We start from the raw sequence: 12,866 nt of genomic DNA on the forward strand, positions 1-12,866 counted from the left end.
CCCAGGCGGGGAGAGGCGAAGCTCTAGTTCGGATGCCACCAGCGGCCGCCGATGACGACGCCCTCGGATGCGATCTTGCGATCGCCGATCAGGTGCTCGCCGACGACGTCCTCGTAGTCGAACTGGCCTTGCTTGACCGTCACAAGTGTGGCGTCGCCAACGCAGCCGGGCTTGAGGCTGCCGAGCTCCGGACGGCGCAGCGCCATCGCCGCGTTCACCGTCGAGGCGGCGACGACGTCGGACAGCTCCATGCCCATGCACAGGAATTTCGACATGGTCGTCACCTGGTCGAAGGCCGGGCCGTCGATGCAGAGCTGGTGAATGTCGGAGGAAATCGTGTCCGGATAAAAGCCGTTGGCGAGCATGGCGCGCGCGGTCTTGAACGCGAACGAGCCCTTGCCGTGTCCGATGTCGAACAGCACGCCGCGCTCGCGCGCGTCCAGCACGGCCTTCTTCACCGTGCCCTGCGCGGTCGCCGGCGTGTTCGGGAACGGGCGGAACGCATGGGTCAGCACGTCGCCGGGGCGCAGGCGCGCCAGCACGTCCTCATAGCTCGGCGGCGGGTGGTCGATATGCGCCATCAAGGGCATGCCGACCTCGTTGGCGACCTCCAGCGCGATGTCGAGCGGCACGGCCCCCGAGGTGCCCGAGGAATGCAGCCCGACGCGGACCTTGATGCCGACGATGAGGTCGCGGTTGGCATCCGCCACCTTGGCCGCCTCGATCGGATTCATCAGCCGCAATTCCTCGCTCTCGCCGACCATGATCCGGTGCGAGAAGCCGAAGATGCCGGCATGCGAGACATGCAGATAAGCGAGGATGCGGACCTGGCTCGGCTCGATCACATGCTTGCGGAAGCCGGCGAAATTGCCGGGCCCGGCGCTGCCGGTGTCTACCGCCGTGGTGACGCCGGAGAGCCGGCAGAATTCTTCGGCATCGATACCGAGCGAGGTGCCGCCCCAATAGACGTGGGTGTGAAGGTCGATCAGCCCAGGCGTCACGATATAGCGGGAGACATCGCGCACGTCGGTGCCCGGATCGGCCTTGAGCCCGGTGCCGATCGCGGCGACCTTGCCGTTTGCAAAGGCGACATCGGTCACGGCATCGAGCTTCTGCGAGGGGTCAACTACGCGGCCACCGCGCAGGATCAGGTCGAAAGGCATCATGGTCTCCGACAACGAGGCACTCAACTGGTGGACGTCAGTCGGGCCGAGGGATCATTGCCTATATCAGCGCGTCCCCCGGAGAGGCAAACAGCTCGCGCGATCACGTTTTTTCAGGGGCAACCGTGCTGACGCTGGGCAGGGGCGACCGGCCAAGACGCGCGATCCCCGGGTCGTCGCCCTGACGGTTGCGTTCCGGGCGTTGAGCAATCATAGTGACACTTGTTTCGCCCATTGCTGATTTTTCGCACGACCTGTGCCGCATTTCGCCGGAATCGGCATCGCCGCCAAATCACTGCTCTGAACAACTTGCTGGTCTGAATTGGGGTGCCTGTGGCCATGACCAAGATTTCGAATATCCTCTCGTTGCCCTTGTTTTCGATTGCACTGATCTCGCTTGCTTCGACCGGCACGTCGCGGGCCGACGACTATTCCTGCGGTGCCGTCGCCGGGCTGCTGACCACGACCACCGCCGAGCAGGAACTGTTTTACTTGGATTCTGACAAAGCATGGAAGGCGGTCCCGGCCACCGGCCTCGACCTGACGACATCCGAAGCCAGGCTGATCTATGTTGCACGGGAGCTGTTCGCGAACGATCAGAGATCGGGCGCGATCGTCGTCAAGACGGGCCGGACCATTGCGAGCGGCGCGATCGATCCCCCACCCATCCGCAAGCGGATCAGCCTCAATCGCCTGAGGCAGGAGGAGTTCGAAACCTGCCAAAGGTCACGCGACTTGACGTCGTTCCAGGGCTCGGTCTCGGCGCTCGAGTACGACTGGCATCATGATTACGGCTATGACGCGAGCAACAACAATGACGGTTACCGCCTGACCCAATTCCACACCGGATATGCCGGCCGGCGTGACCGGTGCAAGGAGACCGACAACACCACGTTCGACGCGCCCCTGCGCTGGGACTGGCGCAGCAACAGGTCCCAGTTCTCGTTCGATCAGGGCGTCGTCAGGGGCGGCTTCAACAGCCAGATCATGGCCGGGCTGAACGTCAGGGGAGCCGCAGCCGTGGGATCGGTGGGGCTTGCCGATCAGCGGGTCGAAATCATCAAATACCGCACCAATGCCCAGAATGTGGCCTGCATTCCCGTCAGGGTAAAGCTCACCGGCGCCAATTTCTTCGTTCGAATCAATGACTTGGAAGGAGCCCCGGCGGGCAGCCGGCTGATCCGCGCGGACGAACTTTCGCGACAGTTGAGGCGTTAATTCGTCCTTAGCCATGCCTGCTTAGAATTCTTGCCGGCGTGGTGTACGGTGTGGCCGAGGATCGCGATGATGGCAAACGGACTGGCAATGACATCGGCGAGCCATCGCGGCCCCGAGGGAAGCCACGAGACGCGTGGCCTTCCGTCACCGGTTTCCGCGATCTTCAACATCGGATTGTTGCTCGCAAGCTGCGTCGCCTTCGTCCTCGCCAAGTCCATCACCACGCACGGCCGGGTGCACATCGACGACGTCGAGTATCTGCTCGTCGGCATCCTGCCGCCCGTGCTGCTTTATGGGCTGTCCGTCGTGGCCGAGCGGCTCATGCCAGACGCCGGCCGGGATTCCGTTGCGCGAAGGCTCCTCACGGCATGGCTGCTTGCGCTCGCCGTGTTCTGCCTCGGCAAAGAGCTTCATGTCTATGAAGCCCTGAGGAGCGTGGTCGAAGCGGCCGTCGGGATCGGACGCGACGGGGCCGAGTTCGCCATGGCGTTCCTGCTCGCCAGCCTCGCCTCGATGGCGACGCTGACCGGTTTCGTAGTGAGGGCGCCTGAGAAGCGTAGTGCCATCGCCGTCAGCCTGGCGGCGCTCGTCGCGATCAGCGTGATGATGCACCTGCTGCTTTTGCTGCGCTGAGCTTCAAATAGTTCTGCCAGATCTTGTCCTGGGTCGGGAAGCCATTGGCGCCCGCGAGCTTCAGTTCCTTGATCATCAGCGCAGCACTGCGGAAACCGAGATCACGATAGGCCTCGAACTGCGTCGGATCGAAAAACTGATCCAGCGTGGTCTGATGCGGGAAATCCGGATTGCCGGCGCGGTATCCCGAGGTCGTGAAATCGAGATCCCGGATCAACGTCGCCTTCAGATAGACGACGGTGCTCGGCGGCGACCCATCCTCGTACTCGACGCGTCCCACGACGTAGGGTGCCTGCGCGAAATGCGCGCCGGCCGGGTAGCCGACGGCCTTGTCGACCGGCACGAGACGGTCGACGCCCAGGCCTGCGGGGAACGTCAAGGTCGCCTTGAAATCCTCCTTGATGCGGACCGCAGCCGACACCAGCGCCGGCAGCGCGATGGTCGCATCCGCTTCGCCGTCGATCAGGATGATGACGCCGAGCTTGCGCCGCACCAGTTCATAGAGCCCGAGATTCTCGAAGTTCCCGCCGTCCGAGACCTCTATGAAAGCGCTCGTCCGCGCGTGACCATAGCCGAGCAGACCGGCCGTCAGCGTCGGGCTCCAGTAGAGCGGCGTGCGACGCCGCTTGCCCTCGCGCCCGGGATTTCCGACCCAGACGCCGAGCCGCATATTGAGGATGGTCATCACCGCGGAGACGAGGCGATCGCGCGTCAATCCGGTGCCGATATATCCGGCGTTCGAATTGACCGCGGCGCCGGATGCAGCCATGGCCGTCGCAAGCGTGAGTGGACCGTAGCGCTTGGAATAGGATTCGGCGTCCTCCCAACCCGTCGAGCGCGAACCGACATAGAAGGGAGACATGATGAAGTTTTCGCCGCCCCTGTTGACGATTTTCGGGTCCTTGTCCCGGACGATGCGTCCGAACGTGTTGATGATCGGATAGGGGACCGGTCCCACCGTATGGGTCGCCGGGGAAAAAGAAGACCTGAGATCGAAGACATTGAGACTGTCGGCCACGGGCGAATAGGTGGACCAGCCTTTGGACACCGCGAGCGGTGACGGCATGAAGGCCTCCATCAGCCGGTCGCGATAGAAGCGATGCAGTCCAACCTGGTTGACGTTGGCAAGACAGCAGAGAACAAGCGCAATGAGCAGCGAAAGCACCGTGCCGTAACCGACCGCGGCCTTGGATATCTCGACGAGTGGTTCGTGGCTTCCCAGGACATCGAACACGAAGACTGCGGCCATGTAGGTGACCGTCAGTGTGCCGTAGAGAAAGATGCCCGCCCCGATCGGCGGAAAGACACGCCCCGCCACTCCTTCATCAACTTTCTTCGCAATAGAGAAATATCCGTAAAGAGCCGAGGCCGCGCCGCTGAGGATCGAGAACAGCGCGGCGAATGCGACCAAGGGTCCACCGGCCGCACCGGCAGCAAGGCTTGCCGCCTTTGCATCTGAAGGTCCGGCGGACTGCGCGCAACTGTCCCCCGCCTTCGCAGAACAACTTGCGGCCTGCGACGCTTTGGCAGCCGCCGCGGCCAGCGTGGCGCTTTGCTCCGCCTTATGCACGGCCCAATACGGCAGCACGGGCAGCGAGCCAATGATGAGGAGGACGACGCCGATCTTGAAGGTGAGTCCAAACCATTCCTCGAGTGTCCGCCGCCACCAATAGCTGCCGCTCATCCGTCGCACCCTAGCGAACAGGTCGAAGCAGAATTTCATCACGAGAAACAAGCCGATCAGCGCCGACAAGACGACAACGGGAGCTGTCGTGATGCTGATGATCTTCCAGAACATCGCGGGCGGCCCTATCACCATGGCAAGGCCGAGCAAAGCGGGGGCAACACTCTTGAGGCTCAGCTTGTTGGTCGAGCGGGTCTCACTTGGAACCCTGGTGAGAAGGGCAAAAACCAGAGACGCCACCACGAAGCACGCGAGGATCAGGACGTAGAGTGCAAGCGCCGTCGCATAGATCGGCGGCAGCGCGAATTTGCACGACATTATCTTATCGTCGCACGTCCCCCGGAAATATTGGCGGTACCCAGGGTTCAGGTCGGACAGCCAGGAGTGCAATGTCTCGAACGAACCGGACGACAGCGTCTGCACTATCCACAAGACCGCTTCATTCACGCCGTAGATGATCAGAAACAGTCCGAGCAGCAGCGGCAGCCAGACGATCAGGCTGATCAGCAACGTCCGGAGGACGACATAGATGCCGGACAAGGCCGTTATTCCGTCGCCGGGCGTCAGATAATTGCCGTGGTTTCGGAGAAAGGCGAGGTTGCGCTTCTGGACCTCGCTGTCCTGAATTTTGGGATCGGAGAGGTGACTGCAACCATAGGGAAAACTGTCGGCATCGGCGCCGTAGGTTTCTGGCGGCGCAGTCGATTTGCCCGCGGGCTGCGCCTCGGCGGCTTCATCCAAGCGGGCCTTGCTCCACCACCATTGCAACGATGAGCCGATATAGCCGCCGCCCGATACGGAGGACATATAGTCGATCTTGGTCAGCAGCCGGTGCGCCACCAGCGCCTGCAACGCGCCGAGACTGAAGGTCGCGGAGCGAATACCGCCGCCTGACAGGCCCATGCCCTTCCAGTCGCGATTCTCGTCGTCCTCCGACCTCTGGTCGTGAGCCCAGGTAAGATTTTCCCGCTCGCGCGTCAGGACGTCCGTTTCATGCTGCTCTTCGGGCGTGGCCGCTTTTTTCACGATGAGCGCGGGTAACAAACCGCTGCTGGACGACGCGGACATGGGCAAATCGGCCATCGGGATTCTCGAAATGCAGACGGGAAAAACAATGCGTCACGCTAACAGCGGCCAAATGTGATTGCAACTTAGGCAGGAAGACAATCCACGCACCACTTGGTGGTACGACCGCAGTGCCCGAACGGGACGCGGCGATCATGGAGCACCGCACTCACAAGGCGGCGACTTGCCCGGGGGCGATGTCTTGGGTCTTTGCGAAAATGGCGATCCCGGGATGACTCGAACATCCGACCTACGGTTTAGGAAACCGCCGCTCTATCCGGCTGAGCTACGGGACCGCATTGAAGTTATTGGCGAATTTTCGAAGCACCGGTTTCGTGCCTCGAGTTCGCGCGGCTTCACGATCCATTCTCTAAAGAAAGAGGGGCCGCACATCAAGCGAACGCGTTCGGCAAAGGGGGCTGGGAACGGCAGCGGACGCCATCCTGCTGGCGCAGGCGGCCGCGACCTGCCGCCTTCTCGTCATTGCGCAACTGAACTTGACACATCCTCGATTGCGTCAAAAATCCAGCCGTGACATTGGCCGCTGTTGTTGTCCGTCCCGACCGCGCGCAGCCGACGCTGCGTGCCTGGGCGGGGTTGCAGAATGGCGACGGTGCCGAGAGCTGAAAAAAAGGCGCCGTCCCGTACCTGGGACGGCAGTTCCGGGAGGATCATGAAAATGGACGTCTCCGGCAGATCCATCGTGCGTTGCGCGTAGACACGACTTCCGGGACTGCCGTCCGCGCCGAGCGCGGTTACCGTCAGAAAGTCGCCGCGCAACTCGACAAGGATGATCTCTTCATGAGTCTTGCTTGTCGGAACGTGCGGAGCCTCGCAGGTCGAGAATTGAAGTCTGTTCGTCATGCGGATCGAAAAGTCGGCCATTCCATTGCCCCGGCTGATTGGCTGGAACTGAGAGATTGCAGGGGCTGGCGGATAGACCGGCCGGGACAATGCCCGGGCACCAAAATGTCTTGCTTGGGGTCGCGCATTGTTTCCTCCCGGTGCGCTGCTCATTGTATCGACGGGAGTACGATGCACGCGTGAGGGGAGCGTGAAGGGCCTCCAGGCGGCCATGAAAGACCATTTCACGCTGGGTTAACGGGAGATATCCTTAGACTTGGACGAGTAGATGCGAGGACGCCATGGCATCACATGGGACGATTTCTCCTACGCGATTTCGCAAGGCCGCAAATTTCATCTCGCCCTCGACGGACGAACATCGCTTCACGCCTGGCGGCATCCGGTTCGCCGCATCGGGCCCCGATCAATGCTGTTTCCGGCAGACGATCACGCATGCACCTCGCGCTGCCTGACGACACTTCGGCAATTTCTCGACGATCGACGACGCCTTAACCCATCACGGCAATCACATACCATGAAGGAGAAGAGCGATGACCTACTATCCGAGAATCAACGTCAGAAACACCGACGGTAATCACGAGAGGTGGGGGAAACTGGTCAAGACCTGGGCCACCGGCAAGAACTATGTTCGGCATGTCATTACGGAGGATCGTCCGTATCCCACGGAAGTCGAGCTCACCCCCGAGTTTCCCAAGCCGACGACTTTCCGCATTTTCGTGGACCAGGCCCGGCTTGCCGGCGTTGCGCTGTTCTTCGACGACGGCGTCAAAAATCCCGATGTCACGGGCGACGAAGACCTGCTGTTCGCGATGTACGACGTTCCGCCCGGCACGGCATACGTGAAGCTTCCGCAGAACGAGAAGATCCTGGAGTCCGAAGACCGGCTGCGGAGTTCTTCATTGCCCTATCCCTTCCTGGCGGATTTCTACGAACGCATCCATGGGACGGCGGCACTCCCTTCAAAAACGAGCAGCCAGAGCCAGAAGGCGATACTCCACGCCGAGCGGGTCGGCGAGTACACGATCAACACCTGCGGCTGAAGCGGGATCGGCCTTCACAAGAGGCCGAACTCGATCCCCTCGACAGGAGCGCCGGCTGCGGCAAGACCGCTGGCCAGGCGCTCCCAATCCGTCCGGATCGCGATCGGAAAGACGTGCAACAGCCAACGCGTGATATTCTCACGCGTCGGTGCCTGCTGGCCGTGCCAGTCTTCTGCGGCGATCCTCTCCACCGCCCTGTCGAAGTCCGCCTTCGCCTCGCCGAGGCGACCGAGATGTGCCTTGGCCGCGCAGTCCCATATGAAGAAGGCCGGAGACATTCCGAGATCCTCGCGGGCGGCCTCGCAACATCCCGCATAGTCCGAGCACAGGAACTTGATTGCGCCGGAATAGGCGATCTGCGGTGCCGTGGGGACCGGCGTGATCCGCAGCGATGTGGCCGAGAGGCTGGCTGCACGCTCGTATTCGCCGCAATAGGCACAGATCTGGCCCGATGCCATCAAGGTCCAGGGATCGTTTTCGTTCAGATCGACCGCAAGCACCGCATGCAACGACGATTCATCGATGCGACCCAGCAACTGGTAGGTCCACGCGAGCGCCAGCTGCGCGCGCGAATCGAGGGGATCGAGCTGGATCGCACGCTGCGCGATCCGCAGTGTCTCCGGATGCTTGGATGCATCCCGAAACCGGCCGGGAAGCGCGATATGCGCGATGTTGCGGTGTTGAACCAGGCCGCTCAACGCAGGAGAAAAATCGGGCGCGTCGGCGAGCAGGCTCTCGATCAACGAGGAGGCCGCCGGCCAGTCCCTGGAGGCCATGTGCAGCAGCAGCGACTGCCCGCGCAACCATCGATCGTGGATCTCGAGGTTGATCTCGCCTCCGGCCGCGAGACGGCGCAGCCGCTCGGCCGAGACGTGGATGTTCAACGCCATGGCGATCTGGCGGACGATGCGCTCCTGCGTCTCGAACCACGCGGTCAGCGTGATCGAATGGCGCGCGCTCCAGATGCAGACGGAGTTGGCCGCATCGCGCAGCGTGATGACGAGCCGAACCGTGCCGTTCAACTCGTAGGTACTGCCCTCGACGATATATTCCGGCGGCGAAGACCAGGTTCTGGGCTCGGATTCCCAAATGGGTGGCAAGGTCCGCACCGACCATTCGCGAAAGCGCGCAAGGCAGGCGACGAATTCGTGACGAAATCCATCAACGAGGTGGCGCATGCCTTCCGGCACGCCGCTCGCCTGGAACGTGCAGACGGAGATGAGCAGTCGCTTCGGAGCCGGGGCCAGCATTTGCGATACTCCGTGCAGGGTCTGTGCAATCGCCGGAGACGGCTGCTGCTCGATTGGACCCGACATCTGCTTGATGCGAACGATCAGCTCCTGGGTCTCCTTGGATGGCTCGATGTCGTAGTCGGCATCCAGGAGGTCCCAGAGGGATTTGTAGATCTTCAACGCTCCGCCGACATCGCCCCGTGCCGCGCGCACCCGAATGAGGTGCTGGCAGGCGATTTCGTGCGTTGGATCGAGATTGAGCAGAGCTTGAGCGGCATCGCTTGCTTCGTGAGTGTCTCCGCCAGGAGGCAACAGGCGCTCGAGCGCGAGAGTCAATCGGTCGTGGAACAGCTGACGCTTGGTCAGCAGCCAGACCTGGAAGGCCGGATCGAGGTTGTCGAGACCGGAGAGCAGGGTCTCGGTGATCCGCTGCGTATCGAGCAATCGCGGGTGCACCTTCCCTTGCGCGACGGCGGCGAGCACCTCGTCGACGTCACAGCAGCGCCGGTCGCGGGAGAGTGCCAGGGTTTGCTTGTCGGCCCGAAATCCGCCGAAGCCTACGCCGTCGAAGGCAAGCCTGAGATCATGCACGACCTGCCGCAATGAAGCCCGCGCATGGTCTTCATCGCTCTCGCTCCACAAAAGTCCGACCAGACGTTCGCGCGTGTCCTGCGTGTTGTCCGACAGAGCGAGATAGGCTGTGAGTGCCTTGGCTTTGCGCGTCGCAAGCGAAATCTCGCGCTCGTCGAGTTTCGCTGTGAAATCGCCGAGAAGGCGGAGGGCCAGTTGCCCGCTCGCCAGCGCTTCCTGAATGCCCGTTGCCACCTCTGACGCTCCACCAATTGCCGGAGTCATGGTCAACCACGCTTACCCAAGTCTACGAAACACAACCGAAGAGCGTCCAGCGATATCTTCGCTCCTAGAGCAGTGGGATATCCTGCCCGGCAAAATCCCGGCTCTCGCCATGACTGCGCGCCTGAGAAAAGCGCCTTGTCGAAACAGCCGCTGAAAAAGGTTGCAGGTCGGGCGAAACAGCCCTTGCGACGGCGACCCCGATGTCGGGCCGCGTGTGGTCAACCAGAAAGAGCCGAATACCGCGGCTCTGCAAATGGCCCGTCAATCCTTTCAGTCCGGAGATCGGCAGGCCCGGCGCGATTGAGGAAACAGCCCCCGGCTGAAGCAGCGCGCAATCGGCGGCCGCGAAGCCCGCGCGAAGCAGATGGCGACGATCTGCCGCGTTGAGCGCGGCATCGCCACGCTCGGCGCGCTTGGCCTCTGCGACGGGAGCGGCCATTTCCATCTGGCACATCTCCAGGACAGCGGCCCTTGCCGCATCGCTCGCGGTGAGGCGCGACGACAGCCCGCACGCCATGCCCCGGCCGTCCCGCCCCAGCGACACCGCCGCGACAGCCGGAACGTCACACTCGGTCGTAATGTCGAACAACATGGTCTGTCGCGCCGTCTCTCCCTGCCGCAACTGCGCGATCAGTTCAGCTCCGGCCCGGGTCACGGGATGCTCCGTCGCGAAGCGCTTCGGGTGACGGCCGCCCAGCCACCACATCGCGGCTGCGTCACGCTCACAGAGCTCCAGAACCGCACGAAGCGCGGCGGCTTCGAAGCTCGGTCCCGCAGCTGCCCCCGAAGACAATGCGCTGACCGGCTCGATCGCGCCTCGCTGTTGCGGCCGCCGCAGGCAGAGATCGGCCGGCAACAGTGCGATTTCTCCAGTCGTCGCATCAATCGCGTTGACGCAGTCGATGGCTCGGTCCGCACCCGACACAGCCTGGCCAACCCAGCCTTCGGAGACGAAGCCCGTTCGATCGCTCGCCGCGACCGTCGCTGCAACGTCGCCCGGCCGTTCGAATTGGGAGAGATATTCAGCCGCCTCCCCCAGACATGAGACCAGCGCCGTCGCCTGGGTCTCGCCATTTCCTGTGACGCTTAACCGCGTCACCTCGGCAGTCGCCGCGGCCGAACCGGCCGGGATGCCCACCTCGCCGCCAATGCAGTGAAGGCCCGGAGCAAAGGGAGATGCGATCGAGAACACGCGGCCCAGACGCCCTGCGAGCGCCATGAGCTCGGCCGATGCGCGGCCGGCGATGCTGTCCAGCAGTTGCTGGCCAGCGTGGGAATGCAGATCAAGGGCGACGAGATTCATTGTCGATCCCTGCCAATTTTCAGCAATTCGCAATCGTCATACTAGCTTAAGCCGCGAGCAAGCCAAACCGCTTGCTCGTCCGCGCGTGTTCTCTCGCACGGTGAAGCCCGGCGCTCAGAACGTCTGTCCGCGCGCGGCCATTCGTTCGGATCGCCAGCCACTGCATCATGACCATGCAATTATGGCGACAAATGCTGCCTCCGATCGAGGAGTCTCGGCCGAAGACTGAATCCGGCTCGTCAACCCTGCGCGAAAAGCCGGGCTGGCTCGCGGATTCGTACATGTCTTTCAATGTCGATGTGACGATACCATTGTCGGACAGCGAAAGAGCAGGAAGCAGCTGGACGGATTCCAGCAGCTTCCTCTCTTGAAACGCGTCCTTGTCGCGTTCGGCAGTCGGCCTACGGCTCCGTCACGCCCTGATATTGTTGTCCTTCACCACCTTGCCCCAATAGGCGACCTGCTTGTCGAAGAAGGTCTTGAAGGCGGGGCCCTCCTGGAGCAGCAGCGTCATCTGCTGGGTCTCCTTGAGCTGGGCGGCGGTCGCGGGCTCGCTCAGGATCTCCTTCGACGCCGCCGCGAGACCCGCGACGATGTCCGGCGGCGTGCCCGTGGGCGCGAAGATGCCCCACCAGGCCAGCGTCTCGAAATCCGGAAAGCCCGCCTCGATCGCGGTCGGCGTATCCGGCAGGCCGGGCAGCCGCTCGCGGCCGAGTTGCAGGATCGGTCGCAGCATGTTGGTGCCGAGCTGCGCTGCGACCAGCGCCGCCGATCCCGCGATGAGATCGACATGGCCGCCGAGCACGTCGTTCATGGCCGGGCCGCCGCCGCGATAGGGCACGTGCATGATCTCGACGCCGGCCTTGTTGCCGAGCACGGTCATGGCGAGATGGCCGAGCGTGCCGATGCCGACGGAGGCATATTTCACCGCGCCCGGCGTCGCCTTGCAGGCGGCGACCACGTCGGCAAAGCTCTTGTAGGGACGGCCGGCGCCGGCCGCGATCACGTAAGGCGCAGTACCGACCAGCAATACCGGCATCAGCTCGCGTTCGACGTCGAGCGGCGGCTTGTCGAGGATCGACGGGATCACCGCGTGAGAATCGAAGGTGACCAGGAATGTGGAGCCGTCCGCCGGGCTCTTGGCGACCTGCGCCGCGCCGAGCGCGCCGGCGGCGCCCGATTTGTTCTCGACCACGACGATGCGGTTGAGCTTGGTTTGCAAATTCGCCTGCAGCAGCCGCGCCATCGCATCGGTCGAGCCGCCCGGTGGAAACGGCACGACCAACGTGATCTTCGAGGCCTGGGCACTTGCCGGTGCCATCGCGAGGATGGCGGGCGCGGCCAGCAGCGCCCGTCTTGTGATCGTCATCGTTTTCTCCCTTTTGCTTTTGCGCCTGGCTTTTGCTCTTTGGCGCTTAAGTCGTTCCGAAACCCGACCCGGCTTTTTTATATTCTGGCCGTGGCGGACTGAAGATGTCCAGCACGCGGGCGCCATCCGGGCCGGCGCGCATGGTGTGCGGCACGTGGCCCGGCGTGCGCCAGAAATCACCCTTCTTCACGGGTATCTCCTCATCGCCCTGGACGCGGATGGCGGAGCCGTCGAGCAGCACGCCCCATTGCTCCTCGGGATGATGGTGCAGCGTGCCCTGCGCATGCGGCGCCAGCGTCACCACCGACAGCATCGCCTGCTCGCCGGAGAAGATGCGCGTGGTCACCCCCGCCGCGAGCTCACGAAACAGCCCATCGTCGGGATTATCGATATTGTGAAATTCGTCTTTCTGGCTCACGCCATTCTCCCCTTCGTTCTTG

Annotated in this window: 10 protein-coding genes and 1 tRNA gene; 3 read left to right on the plus strand and 8 right to left on the minus strand. The window is 62.9% G+C overall.

All coding sequences use genetic code 11. The features are described 5' to 3' along the window. Window positions 1-23: 23 nt before the first annotated feature. A complete protein-coding gene (locus tag AB7532_RS33550) occupies window positions 24-1,163 on the minus strand; it encodes an amidohydrolase/deacetylase family metallohydrolase (protein ID WP_441239412.1) in 1,140 nt (379 codons plus the stop codon). Window positions 1,164-1,502: 339 nt separating this feature from the next. Between AB7532_RS33550 and AB7532_RS33555 the strand changes: the two genes are divergently transcribed. After that, window positions 1,503-2,381, plus strand: coding sequence for a hypothetical protein (locus tag AB7532_RS33555; protein ID WP_441238928.1), 879 nt, complete (start codon window positions 1,503-1,505; stop codon window positions 2,379-2,381). 66 nt (window positions 2,382-2,447) lie between these two features. After that, complete coding sequence (locus tag AB7532_RS33560; protein WP_441238929.1) at window positions 2,448-3,014, plus strand: hypothetical protein; 567 nt, start codon at window positions 2,448-2,450, stop codon at window positions 3,012-3,014. On the opposite strand, the gene AB7532_RS33565 is transcribed toward AB7532_RS33560, so the two are convergent. The 3 genes from AB7532_RS33565 to AB7532_RS33575 form a co-directional block, all read right to left on the minus strand. Further along, the gene (locus tag AB7532_RS33565) at window positions 2,977-5,724 is read right to left on the minus strand and encodes a patatin-like phospholipase family protein (RefSeq protein ID WP_441238930.1); all 2,748 of its coding nucleotides are present in this window, start codon (window positions 5,722-5,724) and stop codon (window positions 2,977-2,979) included. The genes AB7532_RS33560 and AB7532_RS33565 overlap by 38 nt on opposite strands. Window positions 5,725-5,982: 258 nt before the next feature. Next, window positions 5,983-6,059, minus strand: a tRNA-Arg gene (locus AB7532_RS33570). A gap of 184 nt (window positions 6,060-6,243) precedes the next feature. Next, a complete protein-coding gene (locus AB7532_RS33575) occupies window positions 6,244-6,648 on the minus strand; it encodes a hypothetical protein (protein WP_441238931.1) in 405 nt (134 codons plus the stop codon). A gap of 509 nt (window positions 6,649-7,157) precedes the next feature. On the opposite strand from AB7532_RS33575, the gene AB7532_RS33580 reads away from it, so the two are divergent. Further along, the gene (locus tag AB7532_RS33580) at window positions 7,158-7,667 is read left to right on the plus strand and encodes a hypothetical protein (RefSeq protein WP_441238932.1); all 510 of its coding nucleotides are present in this window, start codon (window positions 7,158-7,160) and stop codon (window positions 7,665-7,667) included. Between the two features lie 14 nt (window positions 7,668-7,681). Here AB7532_RS33580 and AB7532_RS33585 read toward each other — a convergent pair whose 3' ends face one another. The 4 genes from AB7532_RS33585 to AB7532_RS33600 all read right to left on the minus strand — a co-directional run bounded on the left by AB7532_RS33585 (window position 7,682) and on the right by AB7532_RS33600 (window position 12,844). Next, the gene (locus AB7532_RS33585; protein ID WP_441238933.1) at window positions 7,682-9,724 is read right to left on the minus strand and encodes a BTAD domain-containing putative transcriptional regulator; all 2,043 of its coding nucleotides are present in this window, start codon (window positions 9,722-9,724) and stop codon (window positions 7,682-7,684) included. Between the two features lie 94 nt (window positions 9,725-9,818). Further along, the gene (locus AB7532_RS33590) at window positions 9,819-11,057 is read right to left on the minus strand and encodes a YcaO-like family protein (protein ID WP_441238934.1); all 1,239 of its coding nucleotides are present in this window, start codon (window positions 11,055-11,057) and stop codon (window positions 9,819-9,821) included. A 412-nt stretch (window positions 11,058-11,469) separates the two neighbouring features. Continuing rightward, on the minus strand, window positions 11,470-12,426 hold the full coding sequence (locus AB7532_RS33595) for a tripartite tricarboxylate transporter substrate-binding protein (protein ID WP_441238935.1): 957 nt from the start codon (window positions 12,424-12,426) through the stop codon (window positions 11,470-11,472). A 46-nt stretch (window positions 12,427-12,472) separates the two neighbouring features. Beyond that, the gene (locus AB7532_RS33600) at window positions 12,473-12,844 is read right to left on the minus strand and encodes a cupin domain-containing protein (RefSeq protein WP_232953197.1); all 372 of its coding nucleotides are present in this window, start codon (window positions 12,842-12,844) and stop codon (window positions 12,473-12,475) included. Window positions 12,845-12,866: the final 22 nt, after the last annotated feature.

The sequence above is a fragment of the Bradyrhizobium sp. 930_D9_N1_4 genome, from assembly GCF_052076015.1.
Taxonomy (GTDB): domain Bacteria; phylum Pseudomonadota; class Alphaproteobacteria; order Rhizobiales; family Xanthobacteraceae; genus Bradyrhizobium.

Bases quoted from the DNA above. Each gene is read 5' to 3' on its own strand.
- AB7532_RS33590 (WP_441238934.1), bottom strand. From the start codon at position 11,057: ATGAATCTCGTCGCCCTTGATCTGCATTCCCACGCTGGCCAGCAACTG.
- AB7532_RS33560 (WP_441238929.1), top strand. From the start codon at position 2,448: ATGATGGCAAACGGACTGGCAATGACATCGGCGAGCCATCGCGGCCCC.
- AB7532_RS33575 (WP_441238931.1), bottom strand. From the start codon at position 6,648: ATGGCCGACTTTTCGATCCGCATGACGAACAGACTTCAATTCTCGACC.
- AB7532_RS33580 (WP_441238932.1), top strand. From the start codon at position 7,158: ATGACCTACTATCCGAGAATCAACGTCAGAAACACCGACGGTAATCAC.
- AB7532_RS33595 (WP_441238935.1), bottom strand. From the start codon at position 12,426: ATGACGATCACAAGACGGGCGCTGCTGGCCGCGCCCGCCATCCTCGCG.
- AB7532_RS33555 (WP_441238928.1), top strand. From the start codon at position 1,503: ATGACCAAGATTTCGAATATCCTCTCGTTGCCCTTGTTTTCGATTGCA.
- AB7532_RS33550 (WP_441239412.1), bottom strand. From the start codon at position 1,163: ATGCCTTTCGACCTGATCCTGCGCGGTGGCCGCGTAGTTGACCCCTCG.